General features: G+C 39.2%; 22 protein-coding genes, 25 tRNA genes and 2 rRNA genes (1 of these 49 only partly in view). 46 read left to right on the plus strand and 3 right to left on the minus strand.

The genetic code is table 11. The features are described 5' to 3' along the window. The 34 genes from IGL07_RS01290 to IGL07_RS01455 form a co-directional block, all read left to right on the plus strand. Positions 1-9 (plus strand): 23S ribosomal RNA (locus IGL07_RS01290) (it extends 2,904 nt beyond the left edge of the window). A 96-nt stretch (positions 10-105) separates the two neighbouring features. Then, a 5S ribosomal RNA gene (gene rrf / locus IGL07_RS01295) occupies positions 106-221 on the plus strand. A gap of 14 nt (positions 222-235) precedes the next feature. Further along, positions 236-308, plus strand: a tRNA-Val gene (locus IGL07_RS01300). 6 nt (positions 309-314) lie between these two features. Next, positions 315-387, plus strand: a tRNA-Lys gene (locus IGL07_RS01305). A gap of 16 nt (positions 388-403) precedes the next feature. Beyond that, a tRNA-Leu gene (locus IGL07_RS01310) sits at positions 404-485 on the plus strand. 6 nt (positions 486-491) lie between these two features. After that, positions 492-567, plus strand: a tRNA-Thr gene (locus IGL07_RS01315). 4 nt (positions 568-571) lie between these two features. After that, positions 572-643 (plus strand) — tRNA-Gly (locus IGL07_RS01320). A gap of 15 nt (positions 644-658) precedes the next feature. Next, positions 659-744 (plus strand) — tRNA-Leu (locus tag IGL07_RS01325). 14 nt (positions 745-758) lie between these two features. Beyond that, a tRNA-Arg gene (locus tag IGL07_RS01330) sits at positions 759-832 on the plus strand. Between the two features lie 11 nt (positions 833-843). Continuing rightward, positions 844-917, plus strand: a tRNA-Pro gene (locus IGL07_RS01335). Between the two features lie 13 nt (positions 918-930). Continuing rightward, positions 931-1,003, plus strand: a tRNA-Ala gene (locus tag IGL07_RS01340). 23 nt (positions 1,004-1,026) lie between these two features. Beyond that, positions 1,027-1,100, plus strand: a tRNA-Met gene (locus tag IGL07_RS01345). A 20-nt stretch (positions 1,101-1,120) separates the two neighbouring features. Continuing rightward, positions 1,121-1,194 (plus strand) — tRNA-Ile (locus tag IGL07_RS01350). Positions 1,195-1,227: 33 nt separating this feature from the next. Beyond that, a tRNA-Ser gene (locus IGL07_RS01355) sits at positions 1,228-1,317 on the plus strand. Between the two features lie 33 nt (positions 1,318-1,350). Further along, positions 1,351-1,424 (plus strand) — tRNA-Met (locus tag IGL07_RS01360). Between the two features lie 38 nt (positions 1,425-1,462). Further along, positions 1,463-1,539, plus strand: a tRNA-Asp gene (locus IGL07_RS01365). 1 nt (position 1,540) lies between these two features. Further along, positions 1,541-1,611 (plus strand) — tRNA-Gly (locus IGL07_RS01370). A gap of 9 nt (positions 1,612-1,620) precedes the next feature. Continuing rightward, a tRNA-Ile gene (locus tag IGL07_RS01375) sits at positions 1,621-1,694 on the plus strand. Positions 1,695-1,708: 14 nt separating this feature from the next. Continuing rightward, positions 1,709-1,780: transfer RNA gene (locus IGL07_RS01380), tRNA-Glu, on the plus strand. A gap of 12 nt (positions 1,781-1,792) precedes the next feature. After that, positions 1,793-1,882 (plus strand) — tRNA-Ser (locus IGL07_RS01385). 33 nt (positions 1,883-1,915) lie between these two features. After that, positions 1,916-1,989, plus strand: a tRNA-Met gene (locus tag IGL07_RS01390). Positions 1,990-2,037: 48 nt separating this feature from the next. Further along, positions 2,038-2,111 (plus strand) — tRNA-Asp (locus tag IGL07_RS01395). 5 nt (positions 2,112-2,116) lie between these two features. Next, positions 2,117-2,189, plus strand: a tRNA-Phe gene (locus IGL07_RS01400). A gap of 14 nt (positions 2,190-2,203) precedes the next feature. Continuing rightward, positions 2,204-2,274 (plus strand) — tRNA-Gly (locus tag IGL07_RS01405). A 13-nt stretch (positions 2,275-2,287) separates the two neighbouring features. Beyond that, positions 2,288-2,361, plus strand: a tRNA-Ile gene (locus IGL07_RS01410). Positions 2,362-2,371: 10 nt separating this feature from the next. Beyond that, a tRNA-Ser gene (locus IGL07_RS01415) sits at positions 2,372-2,459 on the plus strand. A 15-nt stretch (positions 2,460-2,474) separates the two neighbouring features. Continuing rightward, positions 2,475-2,546: transfer RNA gene (locus tag IGL07_RS01420), tRNA-Glu, on the plus strand. 242 nt (positions 2,547-2,788) lie between these two features. Then, complete coding sequence (gene licT / locus IGL07_RS01425; RefSeq protein ID WP_002355181.1) at positions 2,789-3,631, plus strand: BglG family transcription antiterminator LicT; 843 nt, start codon at positions 2,789-2,791, stop codon at positions 3,629-3,631. Between the two features lie 73 nt (positions 3,632-3,704). Then, on the plus strand, positions 3,705-5,603 hold the full coding sequence (locus tag IGL07_RS01430) for a beta-glucoside-specific PTS transporter subunit IIABC (RefSeq protein WP_002358327.1): 1,899 nt from the start codon (positions 3,705-3,707) through the stop codon (positions 5,601-5,603). A 23-nt stretch (positions 5,604-5,626) separates the two neighbouring features. Beyond that, positions 5,627-7,057, plus strand: coding sequence for a 6-phospho-beta-glucosidase (locus tag IGL07_RS01435; protein ID WP_002355183.1), 1,431 nt, complete (start codon positions 5,627-5,629; stop codon positions 7,055-7,057). Between the two features lie 123 nt (positions 7,058-7,180). Further along, complete coding sequence (locus IGL07_RS01440; protein WP_010816986.1) at positions 7,181-8,647, plus strand: glycoside hydrolase family 1 protein; 1,467 nt, start codon at positions 7,181-7,183, stop codon at positions 8,645-8,647. Positions 8,648-8,667: 20 nt separating this feature from the next. Continuing rightward, complete coding sequence (locus IGL07_RS01445; RefSeq protein WP_002355185.1) at positions 8,668-9,486, plus strand: histidine phosphatase family protein; 819 nt, start codon at positions 8,668-8,670, stop codon at positions 9,484-9,486. A gap of 618 nt (positions 9,487-10,104) precedes the next feature. After that, a complete protein-coding gene (locus IGL07_RS01450) occupies positions 10,105-10,719 on the plus strand; it encodes a hypothetical protein (RefSeq protein ID WP_002377892.1) in 615 nt (204 codons plus the stop codon). A 478-nt stretch (positions 10,720-11,197) separates the two neighbouring features. After that, positions 11,198-11,941 carry an alpha/beta hydrolase gene (locus IGL07_RS01455; RefSeq protein ID WP_010816987.1) on the plus strand — a complete coding sequence of 248 codons (744 nt, stop codon included), beginning with the start codon at positions 11,198-11,200 and terminating at the stop codon, positions 11,939-11,941. A gap of 17 nt (positions 11,942-11,958) precedes the next feature. Here IGL07_RS01455 and IGL07_RS01460 read toward each other — a convergent pair whose 3' ends face one another. Then, entirely contained in the window at positions 11,959-12,552 is a 594-nt protein-coding gene (locus IGL07_RS01460; RefSeq protein WP_173958984.1) for a bifunctional transcriptional activator/DNA repair enzyme AdaA, read from the minus strand. A 110-nt stretch (positions 12,553-12,662) separates the two neighbouring features. On the opposite strand from IGL07_RS01460, the gene IGL07_RS01465 reads away from it, so the two are divergent. From IGL07_RS01465 to IGL07_RS01485, 5 genes are all read left to right on the plus strand, one after another. Then, the gene (locus IGL07_RS01465) at positions 12,663-13,154 is read left to right on the plus strand and encodes a methylated-DNA--[protein]-cysteine S-methyltransferase (RefSeq protein ID WP_002389531.1); all 492 of its coding nucleotides are present in this window, start codon (positions 12,663-12,665) and stop codon (positions 13,152-13,154) included. Positions 13,155-13,166: 12 nt separating this feature from the next. Beyond that, on the plus strand, positions 13,167-13,679 hold the full coding sequence (locus IGL07_RS01470; RefSeq protein WP_002355189.1) for a DNA-3-methyladenine glycosylase I: 513 nt from the start codon (positions 13,167-13,169) through the stop codon (positions 13,677-13,679). 12 nt (positions 13,680-13,691) lie between these two features. Further along, positions 13,692-14,366, plus strand: a complete 675-nt coding sequence (locus tag IGL07_RS01475) for an HD domain-containing protein (RefSeq protein WP_010816989.1) — start codon at positions 13,692-13,694, stop codon at positions 14,364-14,366. A 142-nt stretch (positions 14,367-14,508) separates the two neighbouring features. Then, positions 14,509-15,444, plus strand: a complete 936-nt coding sequence (locus IGL07_RS01480) for a cation diffusion facilitator family transporter (protein ID WP_002355191.1) — start codon at positions 14,509-14,511, stop codon at positions 15,442-15,444. A 29-nt stretch (positions 15,445-15,473) separates the two neighbouring features. After that, positions 15,474-15,887, plus strand: coding sequence for a DUF4809 family protein (locus tag IGL07_RS01485; protein WP_002389555.1), 414 nt, complete (start codon positions 15,474-15,476; stop codon positions 15,885-15,887). Positions 15,888-15,985: 98 nt separating this feature from the next. Here IGL07_RS01485 and fabI read toward each other — a convergent pair whose 3' ends face one another. Then, complete coding sequence (gene fabI, locus IGL07_RS01490) at positions 15,986-16,738, minus strand: enoyl-ACP reductase FabI (RefSeq protein WP_002358338.1); 753 nt, start codon at positions 16,736-16,738, stop codon at positions 15,986-15,988. A gap of 297 nt (positions 16,739-17,035) precedes the next feature. Between fabI and fabF the strand changes: the two genes are divergently transcribed. The 3 genes from fabF (at position 17,036) to IGL07_RS01505 (ending at position 19,842) form a co-directional block, all read left to right on the plus strand. Then, complete coding sequence (gene fabF, locus IGL07_RS01495; RefSeq protein ID WP_002358339.1) at positions 17,036-18,274, plus strand: beta-ketoacyl-ACP synthase II; 1,239 nt, start codon at positions 17,036-17,038, stop codon at positions 18,272-18,274. Between the two features lies 1 nt (position 18,275). Further along, positions 18,276-18,710 (plus strand): 3-hydroxyacyl-ACP dehydratase FabZ, encoded by a 435-nt coding sequence (fabZ, locus tag IGL07_RS01500; protein ID WP_002355197.1) that lies wholly within the window; start codon positions 18,276-18,278, stop codon positions 18,708-18,710. 163 nt (positions 18,711-18,873) lie between these two features. After that, a complete protein-coding gene (locus IGL07_RS01505) occupies positions 18,874-19,842 on the plus strand; it encodes a dihydroorotate oxidase (RefSeq protein WP_002386045.1) in 969 nt (322 codons plus the stop codon). 40 nt (positions 19,843-19,882) lie between these two features. Here IGL07_RS01505 and IGL07_RS01510 read toward each other — a convergent pair whose 3' ends face one another. Continuing rightward, on the minus strand, positions 19,883-20,530 hold the full coding sequence (locus IGL07_RS01510; RefSeq protein ID WP_002379038.1) for a FusB/FusC family EF-G-binding protein: 648 nt from the start codon (positions 20,528-20,530) through the stop codon (positions 19,883-19,885). A 354-nt stretch (positions 20,531-20,884) separates the two neighbouring features. Here IGL07_RS01510 and efp point away from each other — a divergent pair, with 354 nt between their 5' ends. From efp to IGL07_RS01530, 4 genes are all read left to right on the plus strand, one after another. Continuing rightward, positions 20,885-21,445 carry an elongation factor P gene (gene efp / locus IGL07_RS01515; protein ID WP_002355202.1) on the plus strand — a complete coding sequence of 187 codons (561 nt, stop codon included), beginning with the start codon at positions 20,885-20,887 and terminating at the stop codon, positions 21,443-21,445. 169 nt (positions 21,446-21,614) lie between these two features. Beyond that, positions 21,615-21,752 carry a hypothetical protein gene (locus IGL07_RS01520; protein WP_010816990.1) on the plus strand — a complete coding sequence of 46 codons (138 nt, stop codon included), beginning with the start codon at positions 21,615-21,617 and terminating at the stop codon, positions 21,750-21,752. A gap of 89 nt (positions 21,753-21,841) precedes the next feature. Continuing rightward, positions 21,842-22,759: a PLP-dependent cysteine synthase family protein gene (locus IGL07_RS01525; RefSeq protein WP_002408655.1), complete on the plus strand. Its 918-nt coding sequence runs from the start codon at positions 21,842-21,844 to the stop codon at positions 22,757-22,759. 13 nt (positions 22,760-22,772) lie between these two features. Continuing rightward, positions 22,773-23,909: a cystathionine gamma-synthase gene (locus IGL07_RS01530; protein WP_438747238.1), complete on the plus strand. Its 1,137-nt coding sequence runs from the start codon at positions 22,773-22,775 to the stop codon at positions 23,907-23,909. Positions 23,910-23,934 lie beyond the last annotated feature (25 nt).

A 23,934-nucleotide genomic window follows, 5' to 3' on the forward strand; every position in this document is an offset into this window, starting at 1 on the left:
CTTAACCAAAGAATGGATAAGTAAAAGCAACTTGGTTATTTTGATTCAAACTTCAATCCAGTTTTGAGTGAATGAAGATTCAACTCAATAAGAAACAACACCCAGTGTGGTGGCGATAGCGAGAAGGATACACCTGTTCCCATGCCGAACACAGAAGTTAAGCTTCTTAGCGCCGATTGTAGTGAAGGGTTTCCCTTTGTGAGAGTAGGACGTCGCCACGCGAATTGTTGTTTTTGGAGGTTTAGCTCAGCTGGGAGAGCACCTGCCTTACAAGCAGGGGGTCAGCGGTTCGATCCCGTTAACCTCCATTTTTTGAGCCGTTAGCTCAGTTGGTAGAGCATCTGACTTTTAATCAGAGGGTCACAGGTTCGAGCCCTGTACGGCTCATATTCATATTTCATTTGCGGGTGTGGCGGAATTGGCAGACGCACTAGATTTAGGATCTAGCGCCGCAAGGCGTGGGGGTTCAAGTCCCTTCACCCGCATATTTAGCCGGCTTAGCTCAGTTGGTAGAGCATCTGATTTGTAATCAGAGGGTCGAGGGTTCAAGTCCTTTAGCCGGCACCATTTTGCGGAAATAGCTCAGTGGTAGAGCACCACCTTGCCAAGGTGGGGGTCGCGGGTTCGAACCCCGTTTTCCGCTTAGCCAATTCATTACGCCGGGGTGGCGGAACTGGCAGACGCACAGGACTTAAAATCCTGCGGTGAGTGATCACCGTACCGGTTCGATTCCGGTCCTCGGCATTGTTTTATATTTAGCACCCATAGCTCAACTGGATAGAGTGTTTGACTACGAATCAAAAGGTTAGGGGTTCGACTCCCTTTGGGTGCATTAGTTATATACGGGAAGTAGCTCAGCTTGGTAGAGCACTTGGTTTGGGACCAAGGGGTCGCAGGTTCGAATCCTGTCTTCCCGATAATAATTTTCATGGGGCCTTAGCTCAGCTGGGAGAGCGCCTGCTTTGCACGCAGGAGGTCAGCGGTTCGATCCCGCTAGGCTCCATTCTTATTTTAATATAAGAGTTTCGCGGTGTAGCTCAGCTGGCTAGAGCGTCCGGTTCATACCCGGGAGGTCGGGGGTTCGATCCCCTCCGCCGCGATTATACATTTGGAAGAGCCTGGACCTTTAGCTCAGTTGGTTAGAGCAGACGGCTCATAACCGTCCGGTCGTAGGTTCGAGTCCTACAAGGTCCATTGTGACGTTGTTTATAGTTTTATTTTTATCATGGAGGATTACCCAAGTCCGGCTGAAGGGAACGGTCTTGAAAACCGTCAGGCGGGTAAAACCGTGCAAGGGTTCGAATCCCTTATCCTCCTTTCTTAGGAATCAATTTTCCTTAGTCTAATTATCGCGGGGTGGAGCAGTCAGGTAGCTCGTCGGGCTCATAACCCGAAGGTCGTAGGTTCAAATCCTGCCCCCGCAATTGCTTTTGAATTCAAAAGCACATAAAAAGAAAAGTATGGTTTGGTAGTTCAGCTGGTTAGAATGCCTGCCTGTCACGCAGGAGGTCGCGGGTTCGAGTCCCGTCCAGACCGCCATGCGGGTGTAGTTTAGTGGTAAAACCACAGCCTTCCAAGCTGTTGTCGCGAGTTCGATTCTCGTCACCCGCTTTTCTTTTTGGGCCTATAGCTCAGCTGGTTAGAGCGCACGCCTGATAAGCGTGAGGTCGATGGTTCGAGTCCATTTAGGCCCATAATTTTATAAAATGGCCCGTTGGTCAAGCGGTTAAGACACCGCCCTTTCACGGCGGTAACACGGGTTCGAGTCCCGTACGGGTCATAGTTTTGTTACGGAGGATTACCCAAGTCCGGCTGAAGGGAACGGTCTTGAAAACCGTCAGGCGGGTAAAACCGTGCAAGGGTTCGAATCCCTTATCCTCCTTTCTTAGGAATTAAATTTCCTTAGTCTAATTATCGCGGGGTGGAGCAGTCAGGTAGCTCGTCGGGCTCATAACCCGAAGGTCGTAGGTTCAAATCCTGCCCCCGCAATTGCTTTTATTTTTTAAAGCATACATTTGCATAAAGCAAAAACGAATTGGTTTGGTAGTTCAGCTGGTTAGAATGCCTGCCTGTCACGCAGGAGGTCGCGGGTTCGAGTCCCGTCCAGACCGTTTTTGGCTCGGTAGCTCAGTTGGTAGAGCAATGGATTGAAGCTCCATGTGTCGGCAGTTCGATTCTGTCCCGCGCCATCCAAGAAAAATTTGCGGGTGTAGTTTAGTGGTAAAACCACAGCCTTCCAAGCTGTTGTCGCGAGTTCGATTCTCGTCACCCGCTTTTTTCTTATTTGGGGCCTATAGCTCAGCTGGTTAGAGCGCACGCCTGATAAGCGTGAGGTCGATGGTTCGAGTCCATTTAGGCCCATTTATTTCTTGGGGAAGTACTCAAGTGGCTGAAGAGGCGCCCCTGCTAAGGGTGTAGGTCGGGAAACCGGCGCGAGGGTTCAAATCCCTCCTTCTCCGTTTTTTCTTTTTAATGGCCCGTTGGTCAAGCGGTTAAGACACCGCCCTTTCACGGCGGTAACACGGGTTCGAGTCCCGTACGGGTCATAGTGAAGCATACAAACATTGTTTGTATGCTTTTTTTATTTTTATTACAAAAAAATGTTGTTGAAAGCGTTGACATTTGTTGTAAATATGTTATTCTTTGGATGTAGGGATAAGTAAATAGATGGATAGTGATTGTTTAAAGACAAGCTAAACCTAATTTTTTCATGAAGCGACATATGTGTCGTTCTTTTTGAAGAAATTGGGTTTTTCTTTTTTCAACGAAACACAAAGGAGGTGGGGCATTGATTATTCACAAAATTTTAAACAATAATGTGGTTATTACATTAGATGATGATAAACGAGAGCAAATTGTTATGGGCAAAGGAATTGCTTTTAAGAAACGCATTGGTGATTGGGTTCCTGATGAAAGTATCGATCAAGTTTTTTATTTAGCCAATCAAGAAACATCACTTAAGTTTCAAGAATTGTTAGGAAATATTCCTTTAGAGATGATGAAACTCTCGGATGACATTATTGTTTATGCAAAATCAACGTTGAAAAAGAGTTTGAATGATACCATTTATATTTCTCTGACGGATCATTTGTACACAGCTTTAGAAAGAAAAAAACAAGGAATTGCAATTAAGAATTTATTATTATGGGATATTAAACGTTTTTTTCCTGAAGAGTACGAAGTAGGAGTAAATGCTTTAAAAATGGTACAAAAGCGCGTAGGAATGGAATTGTCAACGGATGAGGCAGGTTTTATCGCATTGCACTTGGTGAATGCGGAGATGGAGGAAGAAGTCGGTAATATTTACGAATTGACAAAGTTGATGCAAGAGATTACAAATATCGTCAAATACTATTTTAAGGTAAGTTTTGATGAAGACTCTGTTTACTTTTATCGATTTAGCACACATTTAAAATTTTTCTGTTATCGCTTATTACACCAACGTGAAGTTGTCGAAAATGATGATGAAGAACTGTATGCGGTAATTAAAAAGAAATATCTCAACGCCTATCGTTGCGTGGAAAAGATTAGCTTGTATTTAAATGAGAACTATGACTATCAAGTTTCAAATGAAGAACGCTTGTACCTAACGATTCACATTGCACGAATTGTACAAACAACGGAACAATAAACGCACCACTTTGGATAGTGACATTCAGTTGGCTAAACCTTCAAATGAAAATAAATTTTTGGAGGAAAAAAAGATGGGAAAATATCATGAACTAGCAGAAAAAATTGTAAAAAATGTCGGTGGGCAAGAGAATATTAATAGTTTGACACATTGTATCACACGTCTTCGCTTCAAATTAAAAGATGAGAGTCAAGCGAATGATGATGTCTTAAAAAATATGGACGGTGTGGTAACTGTTATGAAAAGCGGTGGACAATACCAAGTCGTTATTGGGAACCATGTTCCAGCCGTTTATGAAGAAGTAGTTAGTATTGCAGGCTTGTCAGGAGAACGTGAAGAAGAAGCTTCCAGCGGGAATTTATTTGATCGCTTAATAGATATTTTAAGTGGTTGTTTCCAACCCTTTTTAGGGGCGTTAGCAGCGGCTGGGATGGTTAAAGGGTTAAATGCCTTATTGGTTTTCTTAAAGCTCTATACGGCTACGTCAGGGACTTATACCATGTTAAATGGGATTGGCGATGCAATTTTCTACTTTATGCCAGTTATTTTAGGTTATACAGCAGCTAAAAAATTCCGGTTGCATCCAATGGTAGGGATCGTGATTGGTGCAGCTTTATGTTACCCAACGATTCAAGGAAGTGCATTACAAACGGCCTTTGAAACAACAGCGGGTGCCGGAGCCGCAGCACCGTATAATTTATTCGGCTTACCTGCCTATAATACATTTATGGGGATCCCTTGGGTAGGTGCGAACTATACAAGTAGTGTCGTACCAATCATCTTCATTATTGCTTTTGCGGCACAAGTTCAAAAAGTGTTTAAACGGATTATTCCAGAAGTTGTTCAAACGTTCTTAGTACCGTTTTTCGTCTTGTTGATTGCCTTACCAATTGGTTTCTTAGTAATTGGGCCAATCGTTAGCATGCTAACAGATTTATTAAGCGCTGGCTTTACAGCATTAATGAGTTTCTCACCAGCTTTGTATGGTTTGATTCTTGGTTTCTTCTGGCAAGTCTTAGTTATTTTTGGTTTACATTGGAGCGTTGTGCCATTAGCTATTATGCAAGTGACACAAGAAGGCTCAAGCCAAGTATTAACGGGATCATTTGCAGCTAGTTTTGCGCAAACAGCGGTTGTTTTAGCGATGTTCTTCAAATTGAAAGATAAAAAGTTAAAAGCTTTGTGTCCGCCAGCAATTATCTCTGGTATTTTTGGTGTAACAGAGCCAGCGATTTATGGAATCACTTTACCGAAAAAATGGCCATTTATTTATTCAATGATTGGTGGCGCTGTCGGTGGTTTATATTTGATGATCAACAATGTGACAGCTTATACAATGGGTGGTTTAGGAATTTTCGGTGTGCTAAACTTTATCAATGGTGATGATGCAAGTGGGATGATTCAGTCCTTTATTGCAATTGCCATTGCAGCGGTCGTTGGTTTTGGTCTAACATTCTTCTTCTGGAAAGACAATACAGTTGAGGAAGAAGAAGTGATTATTGATAAAACAACGATTAAAAAAGAAAATATTACAAGTCCAGTCAAAGGACGAGTGTTATCTTTAAAAAATGCAGAGGATCCTGCTTTTGCAAATGGAGCATTAGGAAATGGGGTCGTGATTGAACCAACGGAAGGCAAAGTGGTTGCACCCTTTGATGGAACGATTGTCACACTATTCCCAACAAAACACGCATTAGGTTTGATTTCAGATAACGGCACAGAATTATTGATTCATATTGGGATTGATACAGTTCAATTAGAAGGCGAAGGCTTTGAAGCTTTTGTAAAACAAGGTGACCGCGTGAAAAAAGGTCAAACATTAGTAACCTTTGATTTAGAAGGAATTAAAAAAGCTGGGTTTAGTACACAAATTCCAATCGTTGTGACGAATACAGCGGATTATTTAGATATTTTGGAAGTCGGCAGTAATGAAGTTTCAACAAGCGATGATTTGCTGACCGCTTTAATATAAAAAGATGTGGAGGAAGAGAATTTATGGCATTTAGAAAAGACTTTTTATGGGGTGGCGCAACAGCAGCCAATCAATGTGAAGGTGGCTATAACGAAGGCGGACGCGGTTTGGCAAACGTCGACTTAGCGCCAACTGGTCCAGATCGTTTTCCAGTAATCACTGGTGAAAAGAAAATGTTTAACTTTGATGAGGAACATTTCTATCCTGCACAAGAGGCGATTGATATGTATCATCGCTATAAAGAAGATATCGCCTTGTTTGGTGAAATGGGTTTTAAAACATACCGTTTATCCATTGCTTGGAGTCGAATTTTTCCAATGGGAGATGAAACAGAGCCGAATGAAGAAGGCTTGAAGTTCTATGAAGACTTATTCAAAGAATGTCATAAATATGGGATTGAGCCACTAGTAACGATTACACACTTTGACTGCCCAATGCACTTAGTGGAAGAATATGGCGCTTGGCGTAGTCGTAAGTTAGTAGGTTTCTATGAAAATCTTTGCCGTGTAATTTTCAACCGATATAAAGGATTAGTCAAGTATTGGTTAACATTTAACGAAATTAATATGATTTTACATGCACCATTTATGGGAGCAGGTCTATACTTTGAAGAAGGCGAAAACAAAGAACAAGTGAAATACCAAGCGGCCCATCATGAACTACTAGCAAGTGCAATTGCGACAAAAATTGCTCATGAGGTAGATCCTGAAAACCAAGTAGGTTGTATGTTAGCGGCTGGTTCCAACTACGCTTATACTTGCAAACCAGAAGATGTTTTCGCTGCTCGACAAGCAGATCGTGAAAATTATTTCTTTATTGATGTCCAATCACGCGGGGAATACCCTGCGTATGCTTTAAAAGAAATGGCACGTAAAGGTATTCAAATTGAAATGGAAGAAGGCGACGAAGAACTTTTAAAAGAACATACGGTGGACTTCATTTCGTTCTCTTATTATTCTTCTCGTGTCACATCAACAGATCCAGAAATTAATGAACAAACAGCTGGTAACATCTTTGCCTCTGTGAAAAATCCTTATTTAAAAGCCAGTGAATGGGGTTGGCAAATTGATCCGCTTGGTTTGAGAATTACGATGAATGATTTATATGATCGTTATCAAAAACCACTATTCATTGTTGAAAATGGCTTAGGAGCGGTAGACACACCAGACGAAAATGGTTATGTAGTCGATGATTATCGTATCGATTATTTGGCGGCGCATATTCAAGCGATGAAAGATGCCGTTGAACAAGATGGTGTCGACTTGTTAGGCTATACGACTTGGGGCTGTATTGATTTAGTATCAGCTGGAACAGGTGAAATGAAAAAACGCTATGGCTTTATCTATGTGGATCGCGATAACGAAGGAAATGGTACGTTAAAACGAAGCAAGAAGAAATCGTTTGATTGGTACAAAAAAGTAATCGCAACAAATGGTGAAGATTTAAGTAATTAATAAAATTTAGCAACTATTAAAGGGCGTTTGACGTTGGCAGAAAAAACAAGGACTCTTCTGCCAGCGTCAATTCCCTTGATGGTTTCTTTGTGATGCCTAAAAACAGAGGGAAAGAGGGATTTTATGGGATTTCCAGAAAATTTTTTATGGGGCGGCGCAACAGCTGCTAACCAATATGAAGGTGGCTATCTTTCAGGAGGCAAAGGTCTGAGTACATTAGATGCAATTACTGGTGGTAGTCAAACAGAACCGCGACGGATTACGTATTTAACTAAAGAAGGCCAAAAAGCTTCGTGTACGCGCGATCAAGCATTACCCGAAGGAGCGATTGGCTATATCGATGAAGAGTTATACTATCCTAGTCATGTAGCGACGGACTTTTACCATCATTACGAAGAAGATATCGCCTTATTTGCAGAAATGGGTTTCAAATGTTTTCGGCTGTCTATCGCCTGGAGCCGGATTTGCCCAAATGGAACAAAAGAGATTAATGAAGAAGGCTTAGCCTTTTATGATAAAGTTTTTGATACTTTGCTGCGCCATGGAATTGAGCCCGTTGTGACGATTAACCATTTTGATATTCCGATGTATTTGGCCGATGAATATGATGGTTGGAAAAATCGTGAAGTGATTGATTTCTTTGTTTTCTTTTGCGAAACCATTTTTACACGTTATCAGGATAAAGTGAAGTATTGGATGACTTTTAATGAAATTAATTTTTTAAGAAGTTGGACGCAAATTGGGATTCACAATAATGATAAACAAAGTAAATATCAAGCAGCGCATCATCTATTTGTAGCAAGTGCGAAAGCAGTTGAATTAGGACATTCCATCAATCCAGATTTCCAAATTGGTATGATGGTGGCTTATATTCCAAGTTATCCTTTGTCCTGCAAACCTGAGGACGTGATGGCAGCTGTTCAATTTAACCGAGAGCAAGAATTTTATATGGATGTCCAGGCTAAGGGCTATTATCCAGCGCATAAGCTCAAAGAATTTGAGCGTGAAGGAATGACAATTCAAATGGAGTCAGATGATTTAGCGATTATTCAAAAAGGAACAGTTGATTATATCGGGTTTAGTTATTATATGTCGACTGTTTCGACTGCTTATCCCGAAGAAGTAAAATATGTCGGAGGCAACCAAATGCCTGCGGTTAAAAATCCTTATTTGCAAGAATCTGAATGGGGCTGGGCTGTCGATCCTTTAGGGTTAAGAATTTCATTGTGTCAGTTGTCAGATCGTTACAATATGCCATTGTTTGTGGTTGAAAACGGGTTTGGCGCGGTGGATACATTGCAAGAGGATGGCTCGATTGTCGACGATTACCGCATTGATTATTTTAAACAACATATTGAAGCCATGAGAACCGCAGTAGAAGAAGACGGAGTTAACTTAATTGGTTATACGCCTTGGGGTTGTATTGATTTAGTTTCAGCAGGGACTGGCGAAATGAAAAAACGTTACGGCTTTATCTATGTAGACATGGATGACCAAGGTCAGGGAACCTTGAAACGAACTAAGAAAAAATCATTTAATTGGTACAAACAAGTTATCGCTAGTAATGGTGAAAACTTAACAACAGAGTAGAAGATGAGGGGAAATAAAAAATGAAAAAACGATTGACGATTGTGGGGATGCTTTTTCTGGCCATTTTAGTAATGGTTGGTTGTGGTAAAAATCAGCAAGCAACGACAAAAGAAAAAGAGACAAAACCTGAAGAACTAACTCTTTACATTGTGCGCCACGGAAAAACCATGTTAAATACGACGGACCGCGTACAAGGATGGTCAGATGCGGTCCTAACACCAGAAGGTGAAAAAGTTGTGACAGCAACTGGGATTGGACTGAAAGATGTTGCCTTTCAAAATGCATATAGTAGTGATAGTGGCCGCGCCTTGCAAACTGCTCAACTTATTTTAGATCAAAATAAAGCAGGCAAAGACCTTGAAGTCGTGCGTGACCCAGATTTACGTGAATTTAATTTTGGTAGCTATGAAGGTGATTTAAACAAGACAATGTGGCAGGATATTGCTGATGATCAAGGTGTTTCCTTAGAAGAATTTATGAAAAACATGACTCCTGAATCCTTTGCCAACAGTGTAGCTAAACTGGATCAACAGCGCGAGGAAAGCAAGAATAACTGGCCTGCAGAAGACTATGCTACAATTACCAAACGTTTGAAAAAAGGCTTAGATAAAATTGTTGCCACAGAATCAGCCAATTCCGGGAATGGCAATGTTTTAGTGGTCTCTCATGGCTTGAGTATTTCAGCGTTGTTAGCAACTTTATTTGATGATTTTAAAGTCCCAGAAGGCGGTTTGAAGAATGCTAGTGTCACAACAATTCATTACAAAAATGGCGAATATACTTTGGATAAAGTCAATGATGTCAGCTACTTAGAAGCAGGCGAAAAAGAATCAAAATAATCTAAGGCATCGAGAAACGGTCTAGTTAGGAGTTGGTGGAGCAACAGAAGGGTTGCTTCACCAACTCCTATTGTTTTTTATTAAAAGTGAAGGCTTACCTCATCACATTTTTAAATAGAAGTGGTTCGAGCTCAAAAATGATTTATCGCATAACTATGCTGACTAGATTTTGGACCGTTTTTTTTACTAACTGAATAAAAGCATGTTCTGATGGGGTATTTTTACATTTATATTAAGTGAAAATTAGAAATTATTTTTTTAATTAGTGAATCAACTATTAAATAAATAGCATGAAAACATTGTGACATGTATCTGTTAAAAACCAGTCCTTTTTATGACTATTGTTGTTTTAGTTAATGAAATAGGTTGTTATTTATTATCTAAATTGTATAAGGCTGTTACTATGCTTGCTTATATTAGTAATGTGTCCCTATAAAATAGAATAATAGCTATGTCTATTTAAAATAGTGTATGCTACTATTTTTTACAACAGACAAATTTATGAAAGGGAGGGAATTGATGAAGAAAGTACCATAGTATGTTTGTTGATCAGCAAAAATTAACAGTTGTTAGGTATTAAAAAATCGGATATCAAAGTAAAAGGAGGAGCTTTAAATTATGAAAAATAAATTTTTAATTTCTGTAGCTGTCTTAGGCATTTTAGGAATGACTATAATTCCTATGAGAGCTTTAGCAACCGACTCAACAAGTATTTTGGATTTTGGAGTTGTTTCAGTAGATAAAATTAATGAAACAATTACGGATATTGAAAATGAATATGGAACTTTAGATAAGGAAATGTTGCAGGCTAGTGAAAAATTAGAAGGCTATTTCGATACTGTTAATGGTGTTCTTGTAATTAACACAGATGTTGAGACTTTAGCTTCGGATTTAAATATTTCAGTTTCGGATGCGCAATTGATGATTGATGCTACAAATGAAATTGATTTAAATACACCACAATTATCCAGATTTGTAGGTGTATATATTAATTTAGGACCAAAAGTAAGAAAAATGAATGCATGGGCAGCTGGCGCATTTGTAGGTGGATATGTGGGCTGGTATGCCAAGCAATTTGCAGCAGCAGGACCAGTCGGTGCAGGTGTAGCAGCAGTTATAACAGCTGGAGCAGCTGCAACAGCAAAATGGGCAGTAGAAAACGGAATTAGAAGAATAAGTTTAGGGAAATATATCGGTGGCTGGAATTGGAACTATACAATTAATATTCCTTAGAGAGAAGTGTTATAATGGCGAGGAAGCAATGGTTTATTGTTAAGTCAATGTTACTATCATTCCTTATTTTGGGAGTCCTTTCCTTCATTTTCAAAGAATATATTTTTGAAAATGTTGGTTTATTTAGGGCTTCGTTAGCTCTGATAGTATTTTTCATTGGCGAGTATATCTATTTAGACTATACTTTATCAAATAACAGGGCTTTATTGATCTGTTCGGTGTTGATATTTCTGCTTTCAGCTTCATTGTTATTTTAATAAGGGAAGTGTAGGAAAAATAAATGATGATTTGAAACGGTTATTATCAGCTACTTAGAAGCAGGCGAAAAAGAATCAAAATAATCTAAGGAATCGAGAAACGGTCTAGTTAGGAGTTGGTGGAGCAAGAAAAGGGTTGCTTCACCAACTCCTATTGTTGTGTTCTTTTTTTATTAAAGGTAGAATCAGAAAGAAGAATTTTTTCATTGGGAGGAAATGAGATGAAAAATAGAACAAAATCACGTTGGAAAAAAATTGTCCTAGGAATCGGGCTTTTTTTAGCGGTATTAGTCATCGGTCTGACTATTTTTATTAAAAATAGTACGTATCAAGCAACCGATTCGGCCTTAAAAATAAGTCAAAGTGCCACGCAAGAAAAAAACTATGATTATTACACAAACGGGCAAAAAAATGATACAGCACTGATTTTTTATCCAGGTGCATTGGTTGTGCCAGCTAGTTATAGTGAATGGGCGCAAGAAGTTGCTACGAAAGGTTACGATGTCTATGTTGTTCATTTTCCTTTGAATTTAGCGGTTCTTGCACCAAATGCTGCAGAACAAATTATAAAGGATCATCCACAACAAAACTTCGTTTTGGCTGGGCATTCTCTGGGTGGTGTGATGGCTAGTCGTTTTGTAGCGGAAAATGAGCAACGAATCAAAGGCATGATTTATTTAGCCAGCTATCCTGACGAAAAAGGTGCACTAAACAAGCAAAATCTGCCGGTTCTGTCAATAACAGCCACAAACGATGGTGTTTTAAATTGGACTAGCTACCAAAAAGCCAAACAGTTTTTGCCAAAAGATACGCAGTATGTATCTATCGAAGGTGGGAATCATGCAGGGTTTGGTAATTACGGTGTCCAAAAAGGAGACAACAAAGCGACAATTTCTAATGAGCAACAGCAAACAGAAATCAGTCAATTGATTGTAGCATGGCTACAATCACGCCCCAATAAATAATCCGATGAGCCGAAATGTTATTTTTTCGGCTCATTTTTACTTCGATAAACAGAGGGGGTTACGCCTGTTTCTTTTTTAAAAGTGGTGGCAAAATATGCTGCGGTTTGGAAGCCAACTTTTTTCGCGATTTGTTGAATCGTAAGGGGTGAATGGAGAAGCAATTCTTGGGCTTGCCTAATTCGGATACTTGTTAAATAAGCTAATGGGGTTTGTTTTGTCTGTTCCTTAAAGGTTCGCTGCAAATGAAAGGGACTACCGTGGCAGGCTTGCGCTAAATAGTCTAAACTTAATGGTTCCGCTGAATGCCGATCAATAAATTGCTTAATTTGAGCAACCCATTCCTCGTTAGGAACGACTTGCCCGGTTGGTTGACATCTTTTACATGGACGAAAACCAAGTGTTAAAGCTTCCTGAGCCGTTTTGAAGATCAGAACGTGGTTCTTATTGGGCGCACGGGAAGGGCACGAAGGACGACAAAAAATTTTAGTTGTGGTCACACCATAAAAAAAATCACCATCAAATTGCGTATTATTATTTTGAATGGCTTCCCAACGTTTCTGAGTAAGTCGATACGTTGTTTTCATTGTAAGCACACCTCCCGTTTTCTTCATTGTAAAAGAATCCCTAATAAAAACAAGTAAAAAGTGATAGGAACGCAAGATTTTGAAAGCCAAAAGAATTATAATGAAGATAAGAAAACACGAGAAAGAAGTGTAGACATATGGCAAAAAAGATTTATTATGCGCAACAAGAATGGCAGAACGATCACTATTATCTTGGTGTGACAGACGCTGGACTAGCTTTTGTAGGTTCAGCCAATCAATCGATAGAAGAGCTGAAAAACTGGTACCCTCAAGCACAATTAGAAGCTTCTGAAAAGAAAACTGCGCCTTATAAAGAAGCACTAATAAGTTATCTTAACCAACATTCGACAACGTTTGCTTGCCCCATAGACATCAAAGGAACGCCCTTTCAAAAAGAAGTTTGGCAGGCGTTGCAAGAAATACCTTATGGTGAGACAATGACCTATCAAGAAATTTCAGAAAAAATTGGGCGTCCACGTGCGGTTCGAGCAGTTGGCACAGCGATTGGGAAAAATCCTTTATTAATGGTCATTCCTTGCCATCGAGTCATCGGCAGCAAGGGACAATTAACCGGTTACCGTGGTGGTTTAGCAATGAAACAAGCATTATTAACATTTGAACAGTCTTAAAAGGAGGCGGCGATGAACAACTATCAATGGTATACAGAACAATGGGGAAAACCTACAAGAGAGGATGATTTGCTGTTTTTATTGTTGACGGTGGGTGTTTTTCAAGTTGGTTTAAGTTGGAAAGCAGCAGCAGGGAAAAAAGTAGCATTCATGAAAAATTTTTGCCAAATGAAGCCGGAAAAAGTTGCCGCGCTGTTGCCTGACGAAGTCGATCGAATAGTAGCTGATCCAGATATGATTCGCAATCGGCGCAAAATTGAAGCAACCATTAAAAATGCGCAAGCAATTTTAAAAGTACAAGAAGAATTTGGCAGTTTTGCCAATTATCTATGGCAATTTGTAAAAAACGTCCCCGTTTTATCTATTTATGAAGAAGCATACCAAGTCCCACGCACACAGCTTTTATCAGATAACGTAGCAAAAGACTTAAAAAAAAGAGGATTTTCTTTTGTAGGTCCGATTGTCACCAATATGTTTCTGAAAGCTAGCGGGATTATCCAAGTGGAAATTTTAAATCCAGAATAAAGGAGTGTTAGGATGTTTGAAAATGAATCTCTTAGTTTTGAAGAACAAACAATTATTCAAGCAGCAGAGCGTTATGTTCAACAAGAATTAGCCAACGAAGCAAGTGGCCATGACTGGTGGCATATTTATCGGGTGACACAATTAGCAAAAACAATTGCAGAGAAAGAACAAGCAAATTTATTTTTATGTATATTAACAGCATTGTTACATGATATTGGCGATGAAAAATTTAACGAAAGCGAAGAGGCTGGCTTGCTAAAGGTGCAACAATGGTTGGAAGCAAATAACGTATCAACAGAGCAAACGAATAACATCCTTTCCATTATTGCTAATATGTCCTTTAAAGGAGGAAATACTGGGAAAACAGTCACTACATTAGAAGGAAAAGTGGTCCAGGATGCGGATCGACTAGATGCCATCGGCGCAATTGGAATTGCACGGGTGATGGCTTATTCGGGAAATAAAGGCCGTTTAATTCACGATCCTCATAAACAACCTCGTGAACAGTTAACCCAAGAAGAATACCGGAATGGGGAAGATACTGCTATTATGCATTTTTATGAGAAACTTTTAAAGTTAAAGGAACAAATGAATACAAATTATGGTCGCTTATTGGCGGAAAAGCGTCATCAATTTATGGAACTTTATCTGGAGGAATTTTATCAAGAGTGGGATGGACACCGATAAATGAGGGCCAACTAAAACAGTCAGTACATTTCTTTTTGAATTTTAAGAGAACTCTTTTTTACAAATACCTCAGAAGTGGTAAAATGATGGATGAATAAACGGGTGGTTTATCTTAGTTTTACGTTACATATAGGAGGTAATTATGGAGACAAAAAAATCGAGTGGCATGTTTGCAGTTATTGCCGCACTGATTGCGAATATTTTAGTAGCGATTAGTAAATTTGTTGGTTTTGCTTTAAGTGGTAGTACCGCTATGATGAATGAAAGTATCCACAGTGTCGTGGACTGTAGTAATCAGGTGTTATTGCTTTTTGGGAATAAGCGCGCTTCTCGTGGACAAAGTGCGTTACATCAATTTGGAGAAGGCCGTGCAAAATACTTTTTTAGTACAATTGTTGCAACGATGCTCTTTTTTGGTGGGGGCGCGTTAGGCGTAATGGAGGCTATTCAGAAGTTACTGCATCCCTCTCACGAAGTAGAAAATGTGGCTATTGTCATTGGTATTTTAATTTTTGGTTTGCTTGTGGAAGGTAGCTCGTTGCGTGTAGCGATGAAAGAAATCAAAGAATTGAATACAGAGAAGTTATCGCTCTTAAAATTTTTGCGAGAAAGTCGTCACAGTGAAATTTTAATTATTTTTACGGAAGACTTTTGTGCGGTTATTGGTTTGTGTTTAGCTTTGGTGGGGACCCTTTTAACAATGGTAACTGGGATTGCTGCATTTGATGCTATCAGTGGTTTACTGATTGGTTTACTATTAATGTGTGCAGCCATTTTCTTAGCGAAAGAATTTTATAGTTTGATTATAGGCGAAAGTGTGACCGCTACAGATTTAGCAAAAATTAAAACCGCATTTGATCGGGCGGATGTTGAAAAACTAATTGATGTAAAAACCGTTCATTTAGGCCCAACTGAAATTTTAGTAGCGGCAAAAATTGATGTGGTAGAACCAATGGAAGAAGATGCACCTGATGTTGTGAATGCGATTGAACGAGACATTCGCAGTAAAATGCCTGATAAAAAAATCTATATCTATATTGAAGTTGACGATTATGATGTGAATTACGTTCGTAAATAACAAATGAAAGAATAATTTTAAAAAACAATATGGGGGAAGAAACGATGCAAGAGGCAATTATAACAAGTACAGTAGATTTAACCAGTGGTGGTTGCAACGCCTGTGGCTTAGTGGAAGATACCGTCTACACATTAGCAATGAATGGAGTGGACATTCCGTTAGATGGCTTGACAGTTGCTCATCTAGTTTCTGCAGTTGTTGCCAGAAATGGATTTAAACAGGAGCTGCAAATGGATATGCTAGATGACGAATATATCCTTTATCGAAAAGAAGACACAGCAGTAACCTTTAAAGAAACGTACAATCATTTAAGCTACGATAACGGTTCTGAAAAAATCCAATCTAAAAATAAACTGGAAGATTTACCAAAACTTTTTGAACAAGTTAATCAAATCCTAACAACTGTTTTTGGAATTGAAACTGTCAATTTTATTATAGAATAAAGTAAAAAATAGAACAGAAATTGGACAATCAATGAGTGAAAGAGATTGTCCAATCTCTGTTTTTTAATGTATAAATAGAAAATAAAGACAAAAAATGATTAAGTTAAGTGAACGCCTTTATCGACATAAATGATGTCACCGACCACACCACTAGCTAGTTCACTGACTAAAAAGGCACAAGTGTTTCCGACTTCTTCAATGGTTACACCTGTTTTATCTGGTGTCCGCTCATTAGAAATACTAATCAATTGATCGTAGTCTTTTACACCAGTCACAGCCAATGTTTTAATCGCTCCTGCGGAGATTCCGTTGACACGAATTTTATCTGCAGCTAATTCAAAAGCTAGATATTTCACGGCAGTTTCTAAAGAAGCTTTAGCAATCCCCATCATATTGTAGTTAGGAATTGCACGTTCGGAACCTAAATACGTCAATGTGACAATTCCTGAACCAGGATTTAACAAAGGTTTCGCATAATGAGTGACTGCTAAAAGAGAGTAGCTACTAATATCTTGTGCTAATAGGAAACCATCACGAGTGATGTCACTAACGTTTCCAGACAATTCTTCTTTTTTGGCAAAAGCAATCGCATGGACTAGTCCATCGATCGTGCCCACTTCATTTTTAATTGTTTCAAAGGCTGCTTGAATGGACGCATCAGAAGCAACATCGCATTCCACCAACAAATCATTTTCATCTGCTAATTTAACCACTTGCTTTTTCATGCGTTCGTTTTGATACGTATAAATAACATTGGCCCCTTGATCTTTTAATGCTTTTGCACAGCCCCAAGCAATACTTTTTTTGTTGGCAACACCCATTACGACGACATTCTTATTTTGTAAAAACATATAAAATCTCCTTTAATAAAAAATTTTTGTTGATAGAATAGGCTTTTCTTCATCAAAATGTAAAAGTTACATTTATTGAGTTGACGAATAAAATTTCAACTGGTATTATCTGTGTGAGAATGATAACAAAATCTTCTCAATTTTCTAATCTTGAAAAAAACAGACATTTTTCCTGATGTCTGAATTATTAACCAAAATACTTTGAAAGTCAAACTATTTTTCTTATTTTTTAAGAAAAAGTGCTGGAAACCGCATGAAATAATAGTTTGATAATCAAAATAAACTCGGAGGTACAGTATGAAAAGAGTGGTTATAACCGGCATGGGTGCCGTAACACCATTAGGCAATACCGTAAAAGAATTTTGGCATAATCTAGTGGATGGCAAGCTAGGAATTGGCAAAATTACTAAATTTGATTCTGAAGATACTGGGGTGGCTTTGGCTGGTGAAGTGAAAGAGTTTGACCCAAGTGCTGTTTTAGAACGCAAAGAGCAAAAAAGAATGGACTTATTTTCTCAATATGGCTTGGTCGCTGCTTTGGAAGCGTGGGAAATGAGTGGTTTAACAGAAGCAACGATTGACCCGACTCGTTTAGGTGTGATTGTCGGTAGTGGGATCGGCGGGATGACTACCTTACAAGACCAAGTACGGGTAATGGATAAAAAAGGCGCAAAACGCGTAACACCATTTTTCGTGCCCATGGTAATTGCTAATATGGCAGCGGGAAATATTTCGATTCGTCTAGGTGCAAAAGGACCTTCTCAAACTATCGTGACTGCTTGTGCTTCTGCGACGAATGCGATTGGTGAAGCTTTTCGCACGATTAAATATGGTTTAGCGGACATGATGGTAACTGGTGGGACAGAAGCCACAGTATGTGAAATTGGGATTGCCGGTTTTGCAGCATTGAATGCTTTAAATACAACAGAAGATGCGACTCGGGCTTCGATTCCTTTTGATAAAGAACGAAAAGGTTTTGTGATGGGTGAAGGCGCAGGAATGCTGGTTTTAGAAGAACTCGAGCATGCACAGAAACGTGGCGCAACTATCTACGGCGAAATTGTTGGATATGGCAGCAACTGTGATGCTAGCCACATGACCGCTCCTTTAAAAGACGGTAGTGGCGCGGCGGCTGCGATGGAAATGGCGATTGCGGAAGCAGGGATTACGCCGGAACAAATTGGGTATATCAATGCTCATGGTACGTCAACCCCAGCGAATGATGCTGCGGAAACAACGGCCATCAAACGTGTCTTTGGTGAGCGAGCATCGCAAATTCCAATTTCAAGTACAAAGAGTATGACTGGACATTTATTGGGCGCGGCTGGCGGTATCGAAGCGATCGCTTGTGTGCAAACATTGCAAGAAGGAAAAGCTCATCCGACAGTAGGCTACCAAGTAGCTGATCCAGATTGTGATTTAGACTATGTCACAGAAGGTGCACGTGACATTACAGCGGACTATACAATTAGTAATTCGTTTGGCTTTGGTGGCCATAATGGTGTAATTTGCTTGAAGAAATGGGAGGAAAACTAATATGAAAAAAGTAATGACTGCAACAGAAATTATGGAAATGATTCCTAATCGCTATCCGATTTGTTATATTGATTATGTGGATGAAATTATTCCAAATGAAAAGATTATTGCAACAAAAAATGTGACAATTAACGAAGAATTTTTCCAAGGACATTTCCCTGGAAATCCAACAATGCCAGGCGTTTTGATTATTGAAGCATTGGCACAAGTAGGTTCGATTTTAATCTTAAAAATGGATCAATTTGAAGGTGAAACAGCCTATATTGGCGGTATCAACAAAGCCAAATTCCGTCAAAAAGTGGTCCCTGGTGATGTCTTGAAATTACATTTTGAAATCGTCAAATTACGTGACTTTGTCGGCATCGGCAAAGCGACTGCTTACGTGGAAGATAAAAAGGTCTGCGAATGTGAATTGACGTTTATTGTGGGACGATAAGAATCAATCAATTTTGGATACGTTAGTTTCCCTAAGAAAAGGAATAAGTCACATTGGCTTATTCCTTTTTTAATTTATATAAATAACACTAACACAAAAAAACATGCTGAAAGTCAAAGAACATGCTATAATCATAAAAAGCTTATGTGAAGGTGGTAAGCTTATGAGTAAAACAATTTACAGGAGGGTTTTTCTTTTGGATATTTCAGTAGAGTTTTCGGGACATAAATTGGCGAATGTGTTAATGAACGCATCAGGCATTCATTGTATGACAATTAAGGAAATGGATGAGTTAGCGGCTTCTCAAGCAGGTGCTTTTGTCGCTAAGACGGCAACACCTAATCCTCGTCAGGGCAATGAGGAGCCTCGGTATTTTGATACACCATTAGGAAGTATTAACTCAATGGGCTTGCCTAATTTAGGGATTGATTATTATTTAGATTATCAGATTGCACGTCAAAAGGAATTTCCTGAGGAGTTACGCTTTTTATCTGTATCTGGTATGAATTATGAGGAAAATATCGCTATTTTAAAAAAAGTGCAAGAAAGTGAATACACAGGAGTGACAGAATTTAATTTGTCTTGTCCCAATTTGCCTGGTAAACCGCAAATTGCTTATGATTTTGAATTAACAGAAAAGCTTTTAACAGAAGTTTTCCAATTTTTTACTAAACCATTAGGTGTAAAATTACCCCCATTTTTTGATATTGCGCATTTTGACGCAATGGCTGAAATTTTAAATAAATTCCCTTTAGTATACGTGAATAGTATTAATAGCATCGGTAATGGTTTATATATTGACAGTGACAAGGAAGAAGTGGTCATTAAACCAAAAGGAGGTTTCGGTGGGCTGGGCGGCGAATATGTCAAACCAACAGCGTTAGCCAATGTTCGTGCGTTTGCGCAACGTTTGAAACCAGAAATCAAAATTATTGGAACGGGCGGTATTACATGTGGAAAAGATGTTTTTGAGCATCTTTTATGCGGTGCGACATTAGTACAAGTTGGCACACAATTGCATCAAGAAGGTCCACAAGTTTTTGAGCGTCTAGCCAAAGAATTACAAGAAATCATGGCAGCAAAAGGTTATGAAAGTATTGAAGAATTTCGTGGGAAATTGAAAGAGATGTAACAAAAAAACCGTCAAGAAATTTTCTTGACGGTTTTTTTTGTTATTTCACAGCCTTAACATTTTCCATAAAGGCTTCCAAATATTCAGGTTGTGTTAATTGTTGGTTACAGGTGTCGCTATCATGGCAAATGTAATTGCCTTTTTTCGTGTAGGTTCCGTCGCCGCCTGATTTGGTGGTAGCTAGGAACATAGACACATTCGTGATTGTTTGACAGATGGAGCAAACACCTTTAACAATGGTGGGTGAAAGGGTGCCGTGGACGCCGATTAATTTATTTTCTCGATAAGCTAAGATAAATTTTTTCTGAGTCCCAGCGTCGTTCCAACCGACATAGGTATTGTTCCGTAAATCCATGTTTTCCCACTCAGGAATCTTTAACTTTTTCACTTTGCGAAAGACTTTCGTGACTTGTGGTGTTGAAGGTTCTTTAAAGGGCAACACGGTTTCTTTTAATTCGTCTAAATATTTTTCAGCACGCGCGCGTGTTAAACGACGATCCATCACTTTGTCCAACAAAATCGTAACAGCAGGGTGTTCTTCTGAAAATAACCCATTGATTTTTTCGGCACATAGGGCCTGGACAGTTTTGACAGTCGTAGCATCGTTGACAGACGTATAGGTGTTCAGTAACACAGCGACTTGTTCTTTAATTATGTTAAATTGGTAAGGTTGAATAGTTGGGTTCATGATTTTAAATTCCTTTCAAATAGACCGAGTACATACGCTGAAAGGCAATTTGTCTCACCAACGTATGTTTAGTGACAGACAACCTCATGTGTTTTTGATAAAGATAGCGTTTGACGTATCATATCATCACCCCCTTTAATGATTGATTTTTTCTATGTAAAAAGTGAAAATAATTGATGAAAGCTTGGTAATTCTAACGCAATTCAAGAAAAAAGGCAAGTTAAACTCGTTTTATTTTCCAATTCAATGTCTGGGGAGTGATAAACTTCTAAAAAAGATACGTGATTTCCTAGATTAATCCTAGGTTATTTGCTACAATAATGAAGAATTAACCAGAGAAAAGGAGAAATTACAATGATTGCAGCAAGCGATTTAAAAGCCGGTATGACTTTTGAGCAAGACGGCAAATTAATTAAAGTAATGGAAGCTAGCCACCACAAACCAGGTAAAGGTAATACGGTTATGCGTATGAAATTAAAAGATGTTCGTACGGGTTCAACAACAGATACAACAATGCGCCCAGATGAAAAAGTTAAAAAAGCGCACATCGATACAAAACCGGTTCAATATTTATACAGCCAAGATGATATGGCTATTTTCATGGATTTAGAAACATATGAACAATATGAAGTACCAACTGCTTTAATTGAAGAAGAACTAAAATATTTATTAGAAAATATGGAAGTAAAAATTCAATTTTATGGTGAAGAAGTCATTGGTTTAACTTTACCAACAACGGTAATCTTACGTGTTGCTGAAACGCAACCTTCAATCAAAGGCGCAACAGTAACTGGTTCTGGTAAACCCGCTACAATGGAAACAGGATTAGTTGTTAACGTTCCAGATTTTGTTGAAGCAGACGAATTATTAGAAATCAATACTGCGGAAGGTACGTATTTAAAACGTGCTAAATAAGTAGCAGAAAAACAGAAGGCTAGCCTTCTGTTTTTTTTTGGTCTATTAATTCTTTTACCTATAAGAAAACCATTGGTGTGATAGGAAATAACAATCGTTAGAATCGTTGACACTAGAAAATGGGAAATGGTATAGTTTGGTCAACACATGACGAAGGAGGAAATCAACCATGACGAAAAAACAAGCTAGCCTTTTTTTAAAAACGGAAAGCTGTTGTTGTATGGTGCAAAATAGTGCAGCATACTCTTTTGTGATGGGGAAAACCTCCGTTATTTCTGAAAAATTGCCTAACACGATTCCTCTCTGAATCTAGACAACCAGAAATAAACAAAAAAGGTGCTGATGCGATCAGCACCTTTTTGTTTTATGTACATGTATTAGAAGGAGGAATTCGCTATGATTGTTCAGTCAATTTTAGACACAATCGGAGCAACACCATTATTTGAATTTACAAGTGAACAATATCCTATGCCAGAAGGCACTAAAATTTATGCGAAACTAGAATATTTGAATCCAGGTGGTAGCGTCAAAGATCGGCTTGGTGTGCATCTTCTCAAAGAAGCAATGAAAACGGGAAAGATAAATCAAGCCACAACAATTATTGAACCGACAGCGGGGAATACGGGGATTGGACTTGCATTAGCTGCCAGTCAACTGGGCCTCAAGACAATCTTTGTTGTGCCAGAAAAATTTAGTCAGGAAAAACAACAGCTGATGCAAGCGTTAGGTGCTAAAATTGTCCCTTCGCCAACAGAGCAAGGGATTGTCGGAGCGATAACTAGTGCCCAAAACTTAGCCAAGGAAATTCCTAATAGTTACGTGCCGTTACAATTTGAAAATCCGGATAATCCTGCTGCTTACTACGAAGGATTAGGACCTGAAATTGTTCAAGACTTAGGCGGGAAGATTACTAGCTTTGTCGCAGGTTTAGGCAGTGGTGGAACGTTTGCAGGTGTTGGCAGATATCTCAAAGAACAAAATAGTAAGACGCAATTATGGGGCGTGGAGCCAGAAGGTTCGATTTTAAATGGCGGACCTGCACACGGACATGAAATCGAAGGCATTGGCGTGGAGTTCGTGCCGCCTTTTCTTAAACAGATTCCTGTGGACGGCTTTTATACCATTTCAGACGAGGATGGTTTTTTCTGGGTCAAACAATTAGCCAAGAAAAGCGCTTTGCTGGTGGGAAGCTCCAGCGGCGCAGCGTTTGCGGCGGCATTAAGAGAGGCGCGCCGCTTACCAGCAGGCAGCACAATTGTAACTATTTTTCCTGACGGTAGTGACCGTTATTTATCAAAAAATATTTATTCTTAGGAGGAAAACTTTTATGAAATTCAATACCAAATTAATTCATGGCGGCATTAGTAAAGACACAACAACAGGTGCAGTGAGTGTTCCTATTTATCAAACGTCAACCTTTGAACAAAACGGCGTGGGCCAGCCAAAAGAATATGAATATTCTCGTTCAGGTAATCCCACACGTCACGCGTTAGAAACCTTAATTGCTGAGTTAGAAGGTGGGAGCCATGGCTTTGCGTTTAGTTCAGGCTTAGCGGGTATTCATGCAATCATTTCTATGTTTGGACCCGAAGATCATATTTTATTAGGTGACGATGTCTATGGGGGGAGTTTCCGTTTATTGGATAAAGTATTTGTGGCAAATGGGTTAAGCTACACGATTGTAAACACCAGTGACTTATTAACAATTGAAGCCGCAATTCAGCCAAATACAAAAGCCTTGTTTTTGGAAACACCAAGTAATCCACTGTTAAAAATTACAGATATTGAAGCGGCGGCTAAGCTTGCTAAAAAACATCAGTTGTTAACTATTGTCGATAATACTTTTGCGACGCCTTATTTTCAACGGCCGTTAGCGTTAGGTGCTGATATTGTGGTTCACAGCGGGACAAAATATTTAGGGGGCCATAGTGATGTAGTCTCTGGTTTAGTCGTAACGAATAACCCAGAAAGCGCAGAAAAGATTGCCTTTTTACAAAATGCGATTGGTGCTGTTTTAGGACCACATGATAGTTGGCTGGTCCAACGTAGTTTAAAAACATTAGGCGTCCGGATGGCAGCGCATGCCCAAAATGCTCAAAAAATCGCAGAATTTTTAGAAGCGCATCCAGCGGTAGCAACGGTGTATTATCCAGGACTAGCGAGTCATCCTGGTCACGAAATTGCGCAAAAACAGATGTCGGGATTTAGTGGCATGATTTCTTTTGAATTAGCCAAGGATGAGCAAGTCGTTCCTTTCGTAGAAGCGTTGGAAATTTTTACTTTAGCGGAAAGTTTAGGTGGCGTAGAAAGTTTAATTGAAGTACCTGCCATTATGACTCACGCATCTATTCCCAAAGAAAATCGTGAAGCTGTGGGAATTAAAGATGGACTCATTCGTTTATCTGTAGGAATTGAAGCAGTCGAAGATTTATTGGCTGATTTAGAAAAGGGATTACAAGCATAAACAAAAGGCCCTCGTCTTTAGACGA

This window comes from Enterococcus sp. DIV1368f, from assembly GCF_051712245.1.
Taxonomy (GTDB): Bacteria; Bacillota; Bacilli; order Lactobacillales; family Enterococcaceae; genus Enterococcus; species Enterococcus faecalis.

Coding starts and splice junctions, on each gene's coding strand:
- IGL07_RS01430 (WP_002358327.1), top strand. CDS start 3,705: ATGGGAAAATATCATGAACTAGCAGAAAAAATTGTAAAAAATGTCGGT.
- IGL07_RS01435 (WP_002355183.1), top strand. CDS start 5,627: ATGGCATTTAGAAAAGACTTTTTATGGGGTGGCGCAACAGCAGCCAAT.
- IGL07_RS01440 (WP_010816986.1), top strand. CDS start 7,181: ATGGGATTTCCAGAAAATTTTTTATGGGGCGGCGCAACAGCTGCTAAC.
- IGL07_RS01445 (WP_002355185.1), top strand. CDS start 8,668: ATGAAAAAACGATTGACGATTGTGGGGATGCTTTTTCTGGCCATTTTA.
- IGL07_RS01450 (WP_002377892.1), top strand. CDS start 10,105: ATGAAAAATAAATTTTTAATTTCTGTAGCTGTCTTAGGCATTTTAGGA.
- IGL07_RS01455 (WP_010816987.1), top strand. CDS start 11,198: ATGAAAAATAGAACAAAATCACGTTGGAAAAAAATTGTCCTAGGAATC.
- IGL07_RS01460 (WP_173958984.1), bottom strand. CDS start 12,552: ATGAAGAAAACGGGAGGTGTGCTTACAATGAAAACAACGTATCGACTT.
- IGL07_RS01465 (WP_002389531.1), top strand. CDS start 12,663: ATGGCAAAAAAGATTTATTATGCGCAACAAGAATGGCAGAACGATCAC.
- IGL07_RS01470 (WP_002355189.1), top strand. CDS start 13,167: ATGAACAACTATCAATGGTATACAGAACAATGGGGAAAACCTACAAGA.
- IGL07_RS01475 (WP_010816989.1), top strand. CDS start 13,692: ATGTTTGAAAATGAATCTCTTAGTTTTGAAGAACAAACAATTATTCAA.
- IGL07_RS01480 (WP_002355191.1), top strand. CDS start 14,509: ATGGAGACAAAAAAATCGAGTGGCATGTTTGCAGTTATTGCCGCACTG.
- IGL07_RS01485 (WP_002389555.1), top strand. CDS start 15,474: ATGGGGGAAGAAACGATGCAAGAGGCAATTATAACAAGTACAGTAGAT.
- fabI (WP_002358338.1), bottom strand. CDS start 16,738: ATGTTTTTACAAAATAAGAATGTCGTCGTAATGGGTGTTGCCAACAAA.
- fabF (WP_002358339.1), top strand. CDS start 17,036: ATGAAAAGAGTGGTTATAACCGGCATGGGTGCCGTAACACCATTAGGC.
- fabZ (WP_002355197.1), top strand. CDS start 18,276: ATGAAAAAAGTAATGACTGCAACAGAAATTATGGAAATGATTCCTAAT.
- IGL07_RS01505 (WP_002386045.1), top strand. CDS start 18,874: ATGAGTAAAACAATTTACAGGAGGGTTTTTCTTTTGGATATTTCAGTA.
- IGL07_RS01510 (WP_002379038.1), bottom strand. CDS start 20,530: ATGAACCCAACTATTCAACCTTACCAATTTAACATAATTAAAGAACAA.
- efp (WP_002355202.1), top strand. CDS start 20,885: ATGATTGCAGCAAGCGATTTAAAAGCCGGTATGACTTTTGAGCAAGAC.
- IGL07_RS01520 (WP_010816990.1), top strand. CDS start 21,615: ATGACGAAAAAACAAGCTAGCCTTTTTTTAAAAACGGAAAGCTGTTGT.
- IGL07_RS01525 (WP_002408655.1), top strand. CDS start 21,842: ATGATTGTTCAGTCAATTTTAGACACAATCGGAGCAACACCATTATTT.
- IGL07_RS01530 (WP_438747238.1), top strand. CDS start 22,773: ATGAAATTCAATACCAAATTAATTCATGGCGGCATTAGTAAAGACACA.